General features: G+C 71.3%; 19 protein-coding genes. 12 read left to right on the top strand and 7 right to left on the bottom strand.

Annotated elements, in window-relative coordinates:
• The first annotated feature begins 6 nt into the window (after positions 1-6).
• Genes ABKW26_RS02015 through ABKW26_RS02025 form a run of 3 tightly spaced genes read left to right on the top strand, consistent with a single transcriptional unit; the run spans position 7 to position 2,053 of the window.
• The gene (locus ABKW26_RS02015; RefSeq protein WP_348590742.1) at positions 7-1,248 is read left to right on the top strand and encodes a cystathionine gamma-synthase; all 1,242 of its coding nucleotides are present in this window, start codon (positions 7-9) and stop codon (positions 1,246-1,248) included.
• Positions 1,249-1,250: 2 nt separating this feature from the next.
• Positions 1,251-1,619 (top strand): SelT/SelW/SelH family protein, encoded by a 369-nt coding sequence (locus tag ABKW26_RS02020; RefSeq protein WP_348590743.1) that lies wholly within the window; start codon positions 1,251-1,253, stop codon positions 1,617-1,619.
• Complete coding sequence (locus tag ABKW26_RS02025) at positions 1,619-2,053, top strand: VOC family protein (RefSeq protein ID WP_348590744.1); 435 nt, start codon at positions 1,619-1,621, stop codon at positions 2,051-2,053. The genes ABKW26_RS02020 and ABKW26_RS02025 overlap by 1 nt, the downstream gene beginning before the upstream one ends.
• Positions 2,054-2,100: 47 nt before the next feature.
• On the opposite strand, the gene ABKW26_RS02030 is transcribed toward ABKW26_RS02025, so the two are convergent.
• Positions 2,101-2,508 carry a DUF5997 family protein gene (locus ABKW26_RS02030; protein ID WP_348590746.1) on the bottom strand — a complete coding sequence of 136 codons (408 nt, stop codon included), beginning with the start codon at positions 2,506-2,508 and terminating at the stop codon, positions 2,101-2,103.
• Positions 2,509-2,548: 40 nt separating this feature from the next.
• Here ABKW26_RS02030 and ABKW26_RS02035 point away from each other — a divergent pair, with 40 nt between their 5' ends.
• Together ABKW26_RS02035 and ABKW26_RS02040 are read left to right on the top strand one after the other, a co-directional pair.
• Entirely contained in the window at positions 2,549-3,388 is an 840-nt protein-coding gene (locus ABKW26_RS02035) for a LysR substrate-binding domain-containing protein (protein ID WP_348590747.1), read from the top strand.
• Positions 3,389-3,393: 5 nt separating this feature from the next.
• Positions 3,394-3,849, top strand: coding sequence for a hypothetical protein (locus tag ABKW26_RS02040; protein WP_348590748.1), 456 nt, complete (start codon positions 3,394-3,396; stop codon positions 3,847-3,849).
• 10 nt (positions 3,850-3,859) lie between these two features.
• On the opposite strand, the gene msrA is transcribed toward ABKW26_RS02040, so the two are convergent.
• Positions 3,860-4,525, bottom strand: coding sequence for a peptide-methionine (S)-S-oxide reductase MsrA (gene msrA, locus ABKW26_RS02045; protein ID WP_348590749.1), 666 nt, complete (start codon positions 4,523-4,525; stop codon positions 3,860-3,862).
• Positions 4,526-4,691: 166 nt separating this feature from the next.
• On the opposite strand from msrA, the gene ABKW26_RS02050 reads away from it, so the two are divergent.
• Both ABKW26_RS02050 and ilvA read left to right on the top strand, forming a co-directional pair.
• A complete protein-coding gene (locus ABKW26_RS02050; protein ID WP_348590750.1) occupies positions 4,692-6,161 on the top strand; it encodes an AI-2E family transporter in 1,470 nt (489 codons plus the stop codon).
• Positions 6,154-7,368 carry a threonine ammonia-lyase gene (gene ilvA / locus ABKW26_RS02055; protein WP_348590751.1) on the top strand — a complete coding sequence of 405 codons (1,215 nt, stop codon included), beginning with the start codon at positions 6,154-6,156 and terminating at the stop codon, positions 7,366-7,368. The genes ABKW26_RS02050 and ilvA overlap by 8 nt, the downstream gene beginning before the upstream one ends.
• An 84-nt stretch (positions 7,369-7,452) precedes the next feature.
• On the opposite strand, the gene greA is transcribed toward ilvA, so the two are convergent.
• The 4 genes from greA to ABKW26_RS02075 form a co-directional block, all read right to left on the bottom strand.
• The gene (gene greA / locus ABKW26_RS02060; RefSeq protein ID WP_348590752.1) at positions 7,453-7,935 is read right to left on the bottom strand and encodes a transcription elongation factor GreA; all 483 of its coding nucleotides are present in this window, start codon (positions 7,933-7,935) and stop codon (positions 7,453-7,455) included.
• 261 nt (positions 7,936-8,196) lie between these two features.
• The gene (locus ABKW26_RS02065; protein WP_348590753.1) at positions 8,197-8,415 is read right to left on the bottom strand and encodes a CDGSH iron-sulfur domain-containing protein; all 219 of its coding nucleotides are present in this window, start codon (positions 8,413-8,415) and stop codon (positions 8,197-8,199) included.
• Positions 8,412-9,560 carry an iron-containing redox enzyme family protein gene (locus ABKW26_RS02070; protein ID WP_348590754.1) on the bottom strand — a complete coding sequence of 383 codons (1,149 nt, stop codon included), beginning with the start codon at positions 9,558-9,560 and terminating at the stop codon, positions 8,412-8,414. Before ABKW26_RS02070 ends, ABKW26_RS02065 begins: the two co-directional genes overlap by 4 nt.
• Positions 9,561-9,778: 218 nt before the next feature.
• Complete coding sequence (locus tag ABKW26_RS02075) at positions 9,779-10,219, bottom strand: DUF4307 domain-containing protein (RefSeq protein WP_348590755.1); 441 nt, start codon at positions 10,217-10,219, stop codon at positions 9,779-9,781.
• A gap of 160 nt (positions 10,220-10,379) precedes the next feature.
• Here ABKW26_RS02075 and mca point away from each other — a divergent pair, with 160 nt between their 5' ends.
• Genes mca through ABKW26_RS02090 form a run of 3 tightly spaced genes read left to right on the top strand, consistent with a single transcriptional unit; the run spans position 10,380 to position 12,504 of the window.
• A complete protein-coding gene (mca, locus tag ABKW26_RS02080; protein WP_348590756.1) occupies positions 10,380-11,270 on the top strand; it encodes a mycothiol conjugate amidase Mca in 891 nt (296 codons plus the stop codon).
• The gene (locus ABKW26_RS02085) at positions 11,267-11,647 is read left to right on the top strand and encodes a hypothetical protein (RefSeq protein ID WP_348590757.1); all 381 of its coding nucleotides are present in this window, start codon (positions 11,267-11,269) and stop codon (positions 11,645-11,647) included. Before mca ends, ABKW26_RS02085 begins: the two co-directional genes overlap by 4 nt.
• A 5-nt stretch (positions 11,648-11,652) precedes the next feature.
• On the top strand, positions 11,653-12,504 hold the full coding sequence (locus ABKW26_RS02090; protein ID WP_348590758.1) for a carbon-nitrogen hydrolase family protein: 852 nt from the start codon (positions 11,653-11,655) through the stop codon (positions 12,502-12,504).
• Positions 12,505-12,515: 11 nt separating this feature from the next.
• Here ABKW26_RS02090 and ABKW26_RS02095 read toward each other — a convergent pair whose 3' ends face one another.
• Positions 12,516-13,274, bottom strand: a complete 759-nt coding sequence (locus tag ABKW26_RS02095; RefSeq protein ID WP_348590759.1) for a hemolysin III family protein — start codon at positions 13,272-13,274, stop codon at positions 12,516-12,518.
• A gap of 180 nt (positions 13,275-13,454) precedes the next feature.
• On the opposite strand from ABKW26_RS02095, the gene ABKW26_RS02100 reads away from it, so the two are divergent.
• The gene (locus ABKW26_RS02100) at positions 13,455-14,216 is read left to right on the top strand and encodes an isoprenyl transferase (RefSeq protein ID WP_348590760.1); all 762 of its coding nucleotides are present in this window, start codon (positions 13,455-13,457) and stop codon (positions 14,214-14,216) included.
• Positions 14,217-14,352: 136 nt separating this feature from the next.
• Positions 14,353-15,507: a ferrochelatase gene (locus ABKW26_RS02105; protein WP_348590761.1), complete on the top strand. Its 1,155-nt coding sequence runs from the start codon at positions 14,353-14,355 to the stop codon at positions 15,505-15,507.
• The last annotated feature ends 51 nt before the right edge of the window (positions 15,508-15,558 follow it).

The following is a 15,558-nucleotide window of genomic DNA, read 5'->3' on the forward strand; positions in this document are numbered from 1 at the left end:
GGGTGGGTGACGAACCCTCCCGAGCACCCCACGAGCGACGCTGCCGGCACCGCGGCCCACGACTGGTCCACGGCGGGCCTGGCCACCCGGGCGATCCACGCGGGCCAGGACCCGGACGCCACGACCGGTGCGGTCGTGACGCCCATCTACCAGGTGTCCACGTACAAGCAGGACGGGGTCGGCGGGCTGCGGGGCGGGTACGAGTACTCCCGCTCGGGCAACCCCACCCGGGACGCGCTCCAGGAGGCGCTCGCGTCGGTCGAGTCGGGCGACCGGGCGTTCGCGTTCGCGTCGGGGCTGGCGGCAGAGGACGTCCTCCTGCGAGCGGTCCTGCGCCCGGGCGGGCACGTCGTCATGCCCGACGACGCGTACGGCGGCACCTACCGGCTCGTCCACCGCGTCCTCGGGGCGTGGGGCGTGGAGCACACGCCGGTGAACACGTCCGACCCAGCAGCGGTCGCCGCGGCGATCCAGCCGGGCCGCACAGCGGCGGTCTGGGTGGAGACACCCTCGAACCCGCTCCTCGGCGTGAGCGACATCGCGGTGCTCGCGGACGTCGCCCACTCCGCGGGGGCGATCCTCGTCGTCGACAACACCTTCGCGACGCCCGCCCTCCAGCAGCCGCTCACGCTCGGTGCCGACGCCGTGGTGCACTCGACGACGAAGTACATCGGCGGGCACTCCGACGTCGTCGGGGGAGCGGTCGTCACGGCGCCCGGCGCCGTGCTCCCGGGCAGCGCGACCGGCCCCACCGGCTCGCAGTCCCTCGCCGATGCCGTCGGCTTCTACCAGAACGCCGCCGGTGCCGTGGCCGGGCCGTTCGACGCATGGCTCACGCTGCGCGGCTTGAAGACGCTCAGCCTGCGGATGGAGCGGCACAGCGCGAACGCCGCGGCCGTGGCCGCGTTCCTCGAGGGCCACCCGACGATCACGTCGGTCCTCTACCCGGGCCTGGCCTCGCACCCGCAGCACGCGCTCGCGGCGCGTCAGATGTCCGCGTTCGGCGGCATGGTCTCCTTCCGCACGGGGTCACTCGATACCGCTCTCGCCGTCGTCGACCGCACCCGGGTGTTCCTCCTCGCGGAGTCGCTCGGCGGCGTCGAGTCGCTCATCGAGCACCCGGCGAAGATGACGCACGCATCCGTCGCAGGGTCGGCGCTGGAGGTTCCGGACGACCTCGTGCGGGTCTCCGTCGGCATCGAGGACATCGCCGACCTCCTCGAAGACCTCGAGCAGGCGCTGGCCTGACGGTGGCGCAGGACGAGCAGGCTCGCGGTACGGCCCGGGTCGCGATCACCTACTGCACGCAGTGCCGCTGGCTCATGCGCGCGGCGTGGATGGCGCAAGAGCTGCTGACGACGTTCCCCGACGACCTCGGGGAGGTCGCCCTCGTCCCGGCGAAGGGCGGCATGTTCCGCATCGCCGTCGACGGGGAGACGATCTGGAACCGGAAGGTCGACGGAGGCTTCCCCGAGATCACGGTACTCAAGCGGCTGGTGCGCGACCGGGTGGCACCGGGACGGTCGCTCGGCCACGCCGACGCCGCAGGCGCAGCCGCGACGGCACCCACGGCGGACCCGGGCGCGGCGGACCCGGTCGCGCACGTCGAGGGTCTCTGATGGAGCCGAGGCTCACGGTCGTCACCCTCGGTGTCTCAGACGTCGAGCGCACCCGGCGCTTCTACGTCGACGGTCTGGGCTGGCCGGCCCGTCTCGTCGTGCCGGGCGAGGTCCTCATGCTCGACCTCGCGCCGGGCCTTGTCCTGTCCTTCTGGGACCTGGAGCACATGCGCGCGGAGATCGGTATCGTCGGTGCGACCGCCACGGCACCGATGACTCTCGCGCACAACGTCGCCGGTCCTGAGGCCGTGCTCGCCGTCCTCGCGGAGGCGGTCGCCGCGGGTGCGACGCTCGTGGCGCCGGGCCAGCGCCGGGAGTGGGGCGGCTTCAGCGGCTACTTCGCGGACCCGGACGGCCACCGCTGGGAGATCGCGCACAACCCGTCGTGGCGGATGGACGCACGCGGAGCCGTGGTCGACGCCGACGAGACCTGAGCAGACGAGGGCTCAGCAGGACCGCTTCAGGGCGGCTGGCCGACGGGTCAGTCGCGCTCGGAGCTCTCGGCCTTCTTCGCGATCTTGGCGTCCCGGGCTGCGATGCGGTCCTCCTCGGCACGGACCTCGAGCTGGATCGCTCGCTCGCGCACGAGCCAGTCCGGCTCCTCGTCGCGCAGCTCGTTGATCTCGTCGGTGGTGAGCGGCTCGGTCACGCCACCGCGTGCGAGGCCGGCGATCGAGATGCCGAGGCGAGCCGCTACCGTCGGTCGTGGGTGTGGGCCGTTGCGGCGCAGCTCGGTGAGCCACTCGGGCGGGTCCGTCTGGAGTGCGTTGAGCTGGTCACGGGTGATCACGCCCTCCTGGAACTCCGCGGGCGCAGCAGGCAGGTACACGCCCAGCTTCTTCGCCGCGGTGGCGGGCTTCATGGTCTGGGGCGTCTTGGACGAGGTCATGGCTCAAGGATATCGGCCATCGCCCGGGTAGCCTGACTGTGTGCCAGCTGACCCCGACGACGCCCCGTCCTCCGACCGTCGCTCCTTCCGCCTCGCCTACGCCCCGGGTGTGACACCGGCGAAGTGGGTCGGCGTGTGGCGCGAACGACTCCCAGACGTCGACCTCGTGCTCGTCCCGGTCGACGCGCTCGACGGCGGAGCGGCGCTGCGCGAGGACCGGGCCGACGCAGGTCTGCTCCGGATGCCCGTGACGGGTGACGACGTGAACGTCATCCCGCTCTACACCGAGGTGCCTGTCGTCGTGGTCGGCAAGGAGCACGCGATCGCCGCGTTCGGCGAGATCGTCGCCGCCGACCTCGAGGACGAGGTGCTCCTGCGCCCGCTCGACGACAGCCTCGTGTGGCCGGAGCTGCCCGGGCAGCCCGCGAACGACCGCCCGGCCACCACGGGCGACGCCGTCGAGCTCGTGGCTGCGGGGGTCGGCGTGGTCGTCGTGCCGCAGTCCGTGGCCCGGCTCCACCACCGCAAGGACGTCACCTACCGTCCCGTGACGGACGGGCCTGGGTCCCGCGTGGGCCTCGCCTGGCTCGAGGAGCGCTCCACCGACCTCGTCGAGGAGATGGTGGGGATCGTCCGCGGACGCACCGCCAACAGCTCCCGCGGCCGGTCCACACCCGACGCCGCGCCTTCGACGCCGGAGGCCCGAGCCTCCGCCAAGGGCGCCAAGGGTGCCTCGGTGCCGCCCTCGAAGGCTCAGGCCAAGGCGAGCGCCGCACGCCTCGCGGCCGACCGAAAGGCCGCGTTCGAGCGGAAGACCGCCGCCCGGCTCGGCGCCAAGCGCGGTGGTAAACCGAGCGTCGGCAAGCGCGGCAAGCGCTGACGTCGATGGCCGGCCAGAGCCACGAGATCGAGCTTCGGGTCACGAGCGACCCGCACTGGCCGACGTCGGTCGAGGTTGTCGTCGGGGGCATCGACCTCGTCGATCGCGTCGCCACGTACGAGCGAGCACGTGGCTACGAGCCTGCCGGAGACTACAGCGGGCTCGTGCCCGAGCACTTCCGCTTCGGTGACCTCGCCGAGTACTTCCGCGGGGAGGAAGCGTGCCAGTGGCCCCGGCCTGGGCGCCTCTGGCTCCTCGGTTGCGACTGCGGCGAGGCCGGGTGCTGGCCCCTCGAGGCGCGGGTGACCGTCACGGACGATTCGGTGACCTGGTCGGAGTTCCGCCAACCGTTCCGGGACGACTGGAGCTACGAGGGCTTCGGTCCGTTCACGTTCGACAGGACCAGGTACGACGAAGCCGTCGTGAAGGCCGTCGTGGCCCTCGACGACGGCAGCGTCTAGAGATTCACCGTCAGGACGGGACGGGGCACGCCACGCCCGTGGAGTGCACCGGGCAGTAGCCGCTCGGGTTCTTCTCGAGGTACTGCTGGTGGTAGCCCTCCGCGTAGTAGAACCGGCCGGCGTCCTCGGCGGAGCGGACGTCCGTCGTGATCGCACCGTATCCGCGCTCCGCGAGCTTCGTCTGGAACGCGGCGAGAGTCTTCTCCGCGGCGTCGCGCTGCTCCGGCGTGGTCCAGTAGACGGCTGACCGGTACTGCGTCCCGACGTCGTTGCCCTGGCGGAAGCCCTGCGTGGGGTCGTGCGACTCCCAGAAGGTCCGCAGCAGCTCTGTGTTGCTCACCACAGCCGGGTCGTACGCGACCATGACGATCTCGGTGTGACCGGTCATCGCGGTGCACACCTCCTCGTACGAGGGGTTCGGGGTGTACCCGCCCTGGTAGCCCACCGCTGTCGTGACGACCCCCGGGAGCTGCCAGAACTCCTTCTCCGCACCCCAGAAGCACCCGAGACCGAGGTAGATCACCTGTGTCCCGGTGGGCCACAGGCCGGCGAGAGGCGTGCCGAGCACCACGTGCGTCTCGGGCACCGCGTAGGTGGGTTCGGGCCGGCCGGAGAGCGCCCGCTCCGGCGTGACCATCGACGTCTTGAGGGACGAGCCGAACAACGAGCCGAACATGGTGCCTCCTGATGTGTGCGCGCGCCCGCAGGCGCGTGGGCGGTCGTGCCACCCGAGGGGTCAACACGTCGCGGACCTGGGGTGTTCCCGGTCCGCGTGCACCGTAGCCTTGGGGACGGACCGCGGCGGACGCGTTGCGGCCGACCTGGATCGAGAGGAACCACACATGGGCGCGGACCAGCGTCAGGACCCGAGCGTGCCCGGCGAGACGCCGGCCACGGAGGGCTCACCGTCCGAGAGCACAGGGCACAGCGTCCGCGTCAGCAGCGAGAAGCTCAGTGCCTCGGCGCACGCACTCTCGCGACCCGCGGCCGTCGACCACGTCGGGGTGCCGACGAGCGTCCAGGTCGCTGCCTCGTGGTCCTGGCGCCTCATCGCGGTGGTCGCGGGGATCGTCGTGATCCTCACGGTGATCTCCTACCTCAAGGTCATCATCATCCCCGTGGCGGTCGCGCTCCTGCTCACCGTGCTGCTCCAGCCGCTCACCCGGTTCCTGCGCACCCGGCTGCACTTCTCCGTGCCCCTCGCCGCCGCGACGGCCGTCGTCGCGCTCATCGGTGGTGTGACCGGACTGGCCGTCATCGCCGGACGTGAGATCGCCAGCGGCGTCAGCGACCTCAGCGCGCAGGCCGTCGAAGGCTTCGAGCAGCTTCTCGGCTGGCTCTCCGAGGGGCCGCTCGCGATCGACAGCGCGACCATCGACGCGTACTGGCAGGAGCTCCTCGGAGCGGCGCAGAGCAACTCGTCGAGCCTCGTCTCCGGTGCGCTGTCCGTCACCACGACAGTCGGCCAGGTCCTCGCCGGGACGATCATCGCCCTCTTCTGCACGTTGTTCTTCCTCATCGACGGCCGTCGCATCTGGACGTGGATCGTCGGCCTGCTGCCCCGTCACACACGCGAGCGGGTGCACCAGGCCGGGCGTCGCGGGCTCGTCACCCTCTCGTCCTACGCGCGGACGCAGATCCTCGTCGCGTTCATCGACGCTGTCGGCATCGGCATCGGTGCGGCGATCATCGGTGTGCCGCTCGCCGTGCCCCTCGGGGTCCTGGTCTTCATCGGCTCGTTCATCCCGTTCGTCGGCGCCATCATCACCGGGTCGATGGCGATCCTCGTCGCCCTCGTCGCCAACGGGTGGGTCGCCGCGCTCATCATGACCGGTGTGGTCCTCCTCGTGCAGCAGATCGAGGGCAACGTGCTGCAGCCCTGGCTCATGGGGCACGCAGTCTCGCTGCACCCCGTGGCCGTCCTTCTCGCCGTGACCACCGGGACGCTCGTCGCCGGCATCGTCGGCGCCCTGTTCGCCGTGCCGATCGTCGCGGTGCTCAACACGGTCGTCCTGTACTTCCACGGGCACGACAAGTTCCCTGAGCTCGGCTTCGACGACCACATCACCATGAGACCGAGCGGTCGCCGGGCCATCATGATCACCAGCGCCGAGCGCCACGTCGGCCTCGACTCGGGATGGGCCCCGCCCGTGCGCGACGACGAGAGCGCCGTCTCCCCGCGCCTCGCGTCGACCGCCGAAGCCGGCCGCGCCGCGCTCGAGCGCCTCATGGCGCTGCGGTCGCGCAGCGTCAAGGACCCGACGACACCGAGCGGCCCGAGCAGCACGAAGGAGTCGAGCACCGATGAGTGACCTGCGGGTGGGGATCGCCGAGATCCGGGCCGCCGCCGCCCTCCTCGACGGCATCTCGACCGTGACCCCCGTCGAGTCCAGCAACGCTCTCAGCGCGATCGTCGGCGCGCCTGCGTACCTCAAGTGCGAGAACCTCCAGCGCTCGGGTTCCTTCAAGATCCGCGGCGCCTACGTCCGGATGGCTCGCCTGAGCGACGAGGAGAAGGCTCGGGGGGTGGTCGCGGCGAGTGCCGGGAACCACGCGCAGGGCGTCGCTCTGGCTGCCCGGCTGCTGGGCATCCGGGCGATCGTCTACATGCCGACCGACGCCGCCCTCCCGAAGGTCGCGGCCACCCGTGACTACGGCGCGGAGGTGCGGCTCGTCGGGACGAGCGTCGACGACGTGCTCGTCGCGGCGCGCGAGGAGTCCGAGCGCACGGGTGCCGTCCTCATCCACCCGTTCGACCACGAGGACATCGTCGCGGGCCAGGCGACCGTCGCGCTCGAGATCCTCGAGCAGGTCCCGGACGTGCGCACGGTCGTGGTGCCGGTCGGTGGCGGGGGACTGGCTGCCGGGATCGTCGCGGCGATGGCCGAGCTCGCGCCGCACGTGCGCGTGGTCGGTGTGCAGGCTGCGCGCGCCTCGGGATATCAGGTGTCGCTCGCCGCGGGTGTCCCCACGAAGTTCGCGCCGATGTCGACGATGGCTGACGGGATCGCCGTGAGCACCCCAGGAGTGGTGCCGTTCGAGATCATCCGCCGGCTCGGGACCGAGATCCGGACGGTGTCCGAGGAGGACCTCTCCCGGGCGCTGCTCTTCGTGGCCGAGCGGGCCAAGCTCGTCGTCGAGCCTGCAGGCGTGGCCGGCGTGGCCGCGCTCATGGCACACCCCGAGGAGTACGAGGGGCCCGTGGTCGCGGTGCTCTCCGGCGGCAACATCGACCCGCTCGTGCTCCTGCGCGTCGTACGCCACGGCCTCGCGGCCGCCGGCCGCTACCTCCAGGTGCGCGTGCGGCTCGTCGACCGGCCCGGGGCCCTGGCCGGGTTGCTGCAGGACCTGGCCCGTCACGGCGGCAACATCATGCACGTCGACCACGTACGGACAGGTATCGACCTCGCGATCGACGAGGTCGAGGTGACGATGCAGGTCGAGACGAAGGGACCGGAGCACTGCGCCGCGCTCCTCGACCACCTGCGCCACGAGGGCTACACCCTCGCCGAGCGCTGACGACCCCGGACGCACGAACGGCCGTCCAGGATCTCCTGGACAGCCGTTCGGGGTGGGTCGAGAGACCCGCGTGCTGACGAGCGCTCAGCCCTCGTAGGGCTTGGCGTTCTTCACCACGACGGGGATCGTCGCGCCGTTGGGCGCCGCGTAGGTGACCTTCGCGCCGATCTTCTTCCCGTGGATCGCCGCACCGAGGGGCGACTTCTCCGAGTACACGTCGATGTCGGTCGTGCCCGCGATCTCGCGCGAGCCGAGGAGGAACACCATCTCGTCCCCGCCGACCTCGGCCGTGACGACCATGCCGGGCTCGACGACGCCGTCGTCCGGCGGGGTGCCGATCTTCACGCTGCGGAGCTTCTCCGTGAGCTCGCGGACGCGCGCCTCGTTCTTCGCCTGCTCTTCGCGTGCGGCGTGGTATCCGCCGTTCTCCTTGAGGTCGCCCTCGTCGCGGGCGGCCGCGATGCGGTCGGTGATCTCCGCGCGTCCCTCACCGCTGAGGTGCGCGAGCTCGGCCTGGAGTCGGTCGTGTGCCTCCTGGGTCAGCCAGGTGACATTCGTCTCGGTCACAGGTCGCTCCTTCCATGGCTCGGGCACGGTGGTGTGCCCGTCGTGAATCGTGTGTGGTGCTGGGTCCTCGCTCGCCGACCGCTGGCGGGTGTGCGTCACCGCGGTGTCCGCGACCTGCGCACCCTGGGGTGTGCAGGGGCGCATTCTCCCCGGTTCCAGTGCCCTTGCCAGCTGCTGCTGGGACCTGGACGACGCGTCACGCACCGTCAGATCGCCAACCGGGTCAGCGTCCGAATAGACCAGTGTAGCAACGTTGCGCGGTCAGTCGGCCGTCGTGAAGCCGTTGACCTTGTGCGTGCCGTCGCAGAACGGCTTGATCGCGGATGCCCCGCAGCGGCACAGAGCCATGGTGGAGCGGCGCACGGGAACCGGTTCGCCGTCCGGCCCGAGGAGCGTCACCGCGCCGCGGACGAGGAGCGGCCCGTCGGGGCACAGCGTGATCTGGACCGGGTCGGTGGGTGTGCCTGGAGCCGAGGTCACGGACCGACCGCCGCCTCGGGCTGCCGGGAGGGCTGCGCGCGCAAGGAGCTGACACCGGCCTTCCAGGAGTCGATCATGTGCGCAGCAGCCCACCCGTCGACCGTGAGGCACGCTGCGGCCCCGAACATGATGTCGGCGAGCAGCGCCGGGTCCTGCTCGGCCAGTCGGCCGGCGAGGTCGCGGCCGGCGATCTGCTCGTGGACGGCGTCGGCCTCGACGTGCTCGTCGAAGTACCGCGTCACGGTCGAGTCGTAGCCGTGCCGTCGGAAGCCGTTGCCGTAGAGGCGGTTGGGGATCGAGGAGGTCATCTCGAACGCCGCCAGGTGACCGACGATGGCGCCCCGCAGGCGCCGGTGCAGCCCGAACATCGACATCATGTTCACCGACGCCAGCGTGGGCGCTGGCACGACGTCGACGTAGGTGCCGTAAGTGTCGTCGAGCCCGGTGCCGCGCATGGCGGTCGCGAAGAGGGCCGAGTGCATGCTGGTGGGCCGGCCGCCGCCGTACTCGTCGGTCTGGATCTCGACGAGGGCAGCCTTCGGTGCGCCGGCCAGGCGTGGGATCGCCCAGGTGTGCGGGTCCGCCTCCTTGAGCTGGTAGAGGGAGCGCTGCACGAGGAGCTCGCGCAGCTGGTCGTCGGTCGCCTCCTTCGCGACGAAGCGCGCCAGGCTCGGGCCGGAGTCCTGGGCTGCGAGCGCGAAGAGCGCGGCTGCCACCGTCGGAGCGGACGGATCCGGGAGGTCCGGGACGCTCACGCGTCCGCGCAGCTCGCTCTCGAAGAGCTTCTCGACGAGGTGGCGCGCCCCGATGAGCCCGGGCGACCACTCCCACCGGTCGTCGACCCCGTCGATCCCGCGGTAGTGGAGCTCGTACAGGCAGAACAGCGTGATCTGGAGGTCGTCGTCCTCGCTCACCGGCGTCCCTGCGTCGCGGGCCGCGAGCACCTGTGCGGCGCCGTCCCGGAAGGTGTCGGACCGGCCGTCGTCGGCCGGTCCACGCAGGAGGGCCACGAGAGCTGAGCTCAGCGCGCCGCGGGGCGCAGGCAGAGGGAGGGGCCGACCGCTGTCGAGGGTCCCGGCTTCGTCCGACGGTGCGGCGGAGGATGCAGACGGTGCTGCGTGCGAGAGCACGGATGGAGCGGTCATGACGGGTCTCCGAGGTCAGAAGGGAGGGTGGCGAGCCGGGAGCGACCGGGGGTCACCGCGCGGGAGTGCGCCTCGCTCTCCGTCAGAGTTGCGGGCGAGCGGGTGTTCACACACTTCTCCTGCGCTGATCCTGCTGTGTTCCCGCGCCGCTGCTTGACGCCAGTTCGTTCACGCTAACCCAGGTGGCCTGCACCGGCACCTGGAACGCCCGCCAGGTGCTAGTCGACGGTCCGGCAGCTCTCCACGACGGCAGTGACCGCCTCCTCCGAGGTGGCGATCTCTGTGGTGAACCGGGCCTCGGCCAGAGTCGAGGGGCCGATCGTCACCTCGCGTGTGCCGACCTGGGCGTAGCTGCTGTTGAGCGCCTCCAGGGTGCAGACGACCGTCGCGTCCTTCGGCTTCGCCACGTCGAACGTGATCTCCACGACCTCCGGGCTCGTAACGGAGTAGCCGACGTCACGCCCGCGGACGTCGTTCCCTTCCTGCGCGAACGCCATCCACGCGACCAGGGCGAGGACGGCGACCGCGACGCCCGCCAGCAGGACCCGCAGGACGACGGGGTTCGTGGGCCTGCGCGTCGTGCCGTAGCGGTCCTGCGGCGGCTGGACGGACGTCGTCGGGGACGGGTGCTGCTCGGGGCTGACGGGGAGATCGGGCACGGCAGGCGCCTTTCCGGCGGTGGCCTCAGGCGCCGGCGGGTGCAGCCCGGCCGTCGTGCTGGGGGATCATGGTCTTCAGGTGATTATTGTCGTGATCACGGCACAGCCGAAATCGGCGCCCGCCCGGGGCCGAGCGGCCACGGAGATCGAAGGAGGACCGGTGACCACTTCGCCGTTGCGGCTCATGGCCGTCCACGCGCACCCGGACGACGAGTCGAGCAAGGGAGCGGCAACCACCGCCCGGTACGCGGCGCAGGGCGTCGAGGTGCTCGTCGTCAGCTGCACCGGTGGTGAGCGAGGCAGCATCCTCAACCCGCAGTTCGGCCGGGAGATCACAGACCTCGACGAGATGCGCGAGGTCCGCACGGTCGAGATGGCGAACGCGGCGAAGGCGCTGGGGGTCCAGCACCACTGGCTCGGTTTCGTCGACTCCGGCCTCCCGGAGGGCGACCCGTTGCCGCCGCTGCCCGACGGCTGCTTCGCGGCGACACCGCTCGAGGTGGCGGCGACGCCGCTCGTCGAGCTGGTCCGGTCGTTCCGCCCCCACGTCATCACGACATACGACCCGTCCGGGGGCTACCCGCACCCGGACCACATCATGTGCCACCGCGTGGCCAAGGAGGCGTTCGACACCGCAGGTGACGTGGAGCGCTACCGTGGCCACGGCGAGCCGTGGGAACCCCTCAAGCTCTACTACAACCACGACTTCTCCATGCGTCGGATCCGGACGATGCACGAGGCGATCCTCGCGGCCGGCCTCGAGTCGCCCTTCGGTGACTGGGTCGAGTCCCGTGCTGCCCGTGAGATCGCCGAGCGCGAGGTGACGACGCGCATCGAGTGCGCAGACTTCTTCTCCGCCAGGGATGCGGCGCTGCGTGCGCACGCGACGCAGATCGACCCCGACGGCTTCTTCTTCGCGACGCCCCGAGAGCTCGAGGTCGGGGTATGGACGGTGGAGGAGTACGAGCTCGCCGAGTCGCGGGTCCCGACCACGCTGCCCGAGGACGATCTCTTCGCAGGCGTCACCCTGGCTGAGGAGGCACGCGCATGAGCGGGACCGCGCTGCTGACCGACCTCGACCTGTCGATGCTCGTGGACGCCCGGACCGGGATGCAGGTGCTCCCCACCGAGACGACGACTCCCGAGCCGTCGCCGTCCTCCACGCAGTCGCCCCTGCGCGAGGATCTCGACCCCGTGGAGGTCTCGCCCGGTCTGCCCGGGTTCCTCGCGATCTTCGTCGTGGCGCTCGCGACGATCGTCCTCGTGCTCTCGATGACGCGGAAGCTGCGACGGGTCAACCACCGGGCGCACAACGAGTCGGTCGTCGACGCGACCTTCGACGACCGTCGCCCGGGCGATGCCGGTCCCGCCGACGGTACCGGCAGCGGACCGCACGGCGGTCCTGACGGTGGTGCCGGGAAGGCCTGAGACCGATGCGCGTGACGATCGCCCAGCTCGAGGTCAGCCCCGACCACGCCGCCAACCGGGTGGTCGTGAGCCAGGCCCTCGCGGAGGCCGAGCGCGTGCGCGCAGACCTCCTCGTCCTGCCGGAGTACGCGAGCGGCTACGACCCGCGGGGCGTGGGCGTCGAGCACGCAGAACCGCTCGACGGCCCGTTCGTCTCGCTGCTCGTCGAACGCACGGCACGGTCGTCGGTCACCGTCGTCGCGGGGACCGTCCTGCCCGCGGTCGGGACTGACGGGGAGCGCGGCCCGGGTGGTGCGACGAAGGCGAGCAACGCGCTGGTCGTGGTCAGGGGCGGCGAGGTCGTCGCGGTCTATCGCAAGGTCCACCTGTACGACGCGTTCGGGCAGCGGGAGTCGGACCGTCTCGCTGCGGGGGACCCCGCGGCGCCGCCCGTCGTCGTCGAGGTCGGCGACCTCCGTGTCGGTGTCATGACGTGCTACGACCTGCGTTTCCCCGAGGCGGCGCGACGGCTGGTGGACGCGGGGGCGCAGGTCCTCGTCGTGCCGGCCGCGTGGGCGTCCGGGCCGCGGAAGGTCGAGCACTGGCGCATCCTGGCGCAGGCGCGTGCCATCGAGAACACGTGCGCGGTCGTGGCCGTCGGTCAGGCCGGCCGGGGCGTCAGCGGGCACTCGCTCCTCGTCGCCCCGGACGGGCTCGTGAGCATCGAGCTCGGTGAGGATCGCGCGTTCACCTCGGCCGACATCGACGCCCAGGGGATCGCCGACGAGCGGGAGCGGAACCCGTCGCTCCGGAACCGCCGCTACGGCGTCGTCCCGCTGCCCGCGCCCCCGCGGCCCGACGTGACGCACGACGCGTAGCTCGGCGGCGGTCAGCCAGCGGCGGCCGTCGCCGCGTACGCGACCGCAGCGAAGTGGAAGCCGAAGCCGAAGACGGTGAGCACGTGGAAGACCTCGTGGAAACCGAACCACTGCGGGCTCGGGTCCGGGCGCTTGAGGGCGTAGACGATCGCGCCGAGCGTGTACGCCAGACCGCCGATGGCGATGAGGACGACCGCGGTGGGACCCGCCTGCGCCTGCCAGAACACCGGCATGTACCCCACGGCCACCCAGCCGAGAGCCAGGTAGATCGGGACGTACACCCACCGGGGTGCCCCCAGCCAGATGATCCGTGCCGCGAGCCCGAGGATCGCGCCCGTCCACACGATGATGAGCAGGACGCGCGCCCTGCTCTCCGAGAGCAGGTACACCGCCATGGGCGTGTAGCTCCCGGCGATGATGAGGAAGATGTTCGAGTGGTCCGCCCGGCGCAGGATCCCTGCGACCTTCGGCGACCACGTGCCGAGGTGATAGACGGCGCTCGTGCCGAACAGCAGGATCGCGCTGATACCGAACACGATCGACGCGACTCGCGGCGCGCCCGGTTCGGCGGTCATGGCGAGGGCGATGCAGCCCACGAGGGCCAGCGGGAAGGTGCCGGCATGGATCCAGCCCCGCAGACGGGGCTTCACGGCGTCGGCGACTGCAGAGGCGACCTCGCCGAGGTGCTCGACGGCCGTCGTGTGGTGCGCGCCGTCAGCGCTCGCCGCAGTCTCGTGCGGGTCGTCGTCGGCCACGGGTGTCCTGGCCATAGGTGCTCCTCGGTCGATCGTGCACGCGTTGGGGACGACCATAACTTACGCCTGCGTAGGTTACGAAAGCGTAGGTTCTAGGTCCTGGTACGGGGTCGCACAGACAGTGTGGAGACCTTGTGGTGCAGCGGTCCACCTCCGGTAGCGTTAGAACCCACCGACCACCCCGGAGGACCCCGCGTGCGCATGCCCCACCTGCTCTACGGGCTCTACGAGAAGCGGCTGGCTGCTTCGCTCGACGGTGAGACCTCACCCCGACACGTGGGCGTGATCCTCGACGGCAACCGCCGCTGGGCCAAGTCCTTCGGCGAGCCCGCCGCCACGGGCCACCGGCGTGGCGCCGACAAGATCGAGGACTTCCTCCGGTGGAGCGAGGAGCTCGGCGTCGAGGTCGTCACCCTCTGGATGCTCTCCACCGACAACCTGTCCCGCGCAGCCGAAGAGCTCGACGCCCTCCTCGACATCATCGAGGACTCGGTCTGTGCCCTCGCGAGCAGCGGTCGCTGGCGCCTGCGCGTCGTCGGCCGCCTCGACCTCCTCCCGCCCGCGCTCGCGGCGACGCTCCGACGCGCCCAGACCCAGACCGACTCCGTGGGTGGCATCGAGGTCAACGTGGCGATCGGGTACGGGGGGCGCCACGAGATCGCCGACGCCGTCCGTGACTTCCTGCGCGAGCGCGCCTCGCACGGCGCGACGATCGAGGAGATCGCCGCCGACATCGACGTCGACGACATCGCCGAGCACCTCTACACGAAGGGTCAGCCCGACCCTGAGCTCGTCATCCGGACGTCGGGGGAGCAGCGGCTCGGCGGCTTCTTGCTGTGGCAGAGCGCGCACTCGGAGTTCTACTTCTGCGAGGCGTACTGGCCGGACTTCCGCAGGGTCGACTACCTGCGTGCGCTGCGCGCGTACTCCGCGCGGGAACGGCGCCTCGGGCGCTGAACCGCCGGGCGTGCTCGTGCGCCGAGCCGCTCGCACGAGCCGAACGATCGAGGTGACGCGGTGTCTGGTCAAGGTCACATCTGCGAGCGCGCTCTTTGCCGTGTGGACCCGGCGTAGCGGTGGGAGGATGTCAGCCATGTCCCTGAGCACCGCGCCCGCTCCTGCAGCCCGTCCCTACGACGCCCTCCTGCTCTTCTCCTTCGGGGGACCGAACAAGCCGGAGGACGTCGTCCCGTTCCTGCGGAACGTCACCGCCGGCAAGGGGATCCCCGACGCGCGGCTCGAGGAGGTCGGCGAGCACTACTACGGCTTCGGCGGCAAGAGCCCCATCAACGAGCAGAATCTCGCGCTCAAGGCGGCCCTCGAGGCCGAGCTCGCGGCACGCGGGATCGACCTCCCCGTCGTGTGGGGCAACCGGAACTGGGCACCGTACACGAAGGACGCCGTGGAGGAGCTCAAGGCCGCCGGCGTCCAGCGCGCGGTCGCGCTCGTCACGAGCGCGTACTCCTCGTACTCCGGGTGCCGTCAGTACCGCGAGGACCTCGCGCTCACCCTCGACGGTCTCGGCGACCTCGGCCCCGACGGCTCCACGGGGGTGCAGTTCGACAAGGTGCGCTCCTACTTCAACCACCCCGGCTTCGCCCAGGCGAACATCGACGCCGTCGTCGACGCGTTCCGGGCGCTCGCAGAGCAGGCCGGCACCGACGCGGCAGCCGCCGCGGACCTCGTCTTCGTCACGCACTCCATCCCGGACACGATGGAGGCCGCGTCGATCGTCCCCGGCGCCACGTACTCGGCGCAGCACCTGGACCTCGCGGCCGTCGTCGCGGAGCGGGTCGGTGCCGAGCTCGGACGCGAGATCCCGTGGACCCTCGCGTACTGCTCACGTTCCGGTCCGCCCACCCAGCCATGGCTGGAGCCCGACGTCAACGACCTCCTCCAGGAGATGGCTGCGCAGGGCAAGCGCTCGGTCGTGCTCTCTCCGATCGGCTTCATCTCCGACCACATGGAGGTCGCCTACGACCTCGACACCGAGGCGCTCGCCACGGCGACCGAGCTCGGCATGAGCGCCGTGCGTGCCGGGACCGTCAGCACGCGCGCGCCGTTCGTGTCCGGTCTCGTCGACCTCGTGCTCGAGCGTGCCGCGATCGCGCGCGGCGACGACGTCGAGCAGCGTACCGTCGGGACCCTCGGCGCGTTCCCGTCCGTCTGCCGGCCCGGCTGCTGCCGTCGCCGCGACGGCGAGGACAGCGGCGTCCCCGCACTGTGCAGCGCGGGTCTCCTCACCTGATCGCGACCGACCACACCCGACCGAGCCCTAGACGAGAGCTGGACGCAGACC

The sequence above is a fragment of the Sanguibacter sp. 25GB23B1 genome, assembly GCF_040012415.1.
Lineage (GTDB): Bacteria > Actinomycetota > Actinomycetes > Actinomycetales > Cellulomonadaceae > Sanguibacter.

Coding starts and splice junctions, on each gene's coding strand:
- msrA (WP_348590749.1), bottom strand. CDS start 4,525: ATGTTCGGCTCGTTGTTCGGCTCGTCCCTCAAGACGTCGATGGTCACG.
- ABKW26_RS02030 (WP_348590746.1), bottom strand. CDS start 2,508: ATGACCTCGTCCAAGACGCCCCAGACCATGAAGCCCGCCACCGCGGCG.
- ABKW26_RS02105 (WP_348590761.1), top strand. CDS start 14,353: ATGTCCCTGAGCACCGCGCCCGCTCCTGCAGCCCGTCCCTACGACGCC.
- ABKW26_RS02090 (WP_348590758.1), top strand. CDS start 11,653: ATGCGCGTGACGATCGCCCAGCTCGAGGTCAGCCCCGACCACGCCGCC.
- ABKW26_RS02025 (WP_348590744.1), top strand. CDS start 1,619: ATGGAGCCGAGGCTCACGGTCGTCACCCTCGGTGTCTCAGACGTCGAG.
- ABKW26_RS02040 (WP_348590748.1), top strand. CDS start 3,394: ATGGCCGGCCAGAGCCACGAGATCGAGCTTCGGGTCACGAGCGACCCG.
- ABKW26_RS02085 (WP_348590757.1), top strand. CDS start 11,267: ATGAGCGGGACCGCGCTGCTGACCGACCTCGACCTGTCGATGCTCGTG.
- ABKW26_RS02070 (WP_348590754.1), bottom strand. CDS start 9,560: ATGACCGCTCCATCCGTGCTCTCGCACGCAGCACCGTCTGCATCCTCC.
- ABKW26_RS02095 (WP_348590759.1), bottom strand. CDS start 13,274: ATGGCCAGGACACCCGTGGCCGACGACGACCCGCACGAGACTGCGGCG.
- ilvA (WP_348590751.1), top strand. CDS start 6,154: ATGAGTGACCTGCGGGTGGGGATCGCCGAGATCCGGGCCGCCGCCGCC.
- ABKW26_RS02050 (WP_348590750.1), top strand. CDS start 4,692: ATGGGCGCGGACCAGCGTCAGGACCCGAGCGTGCCCGGCGAGACGCCG.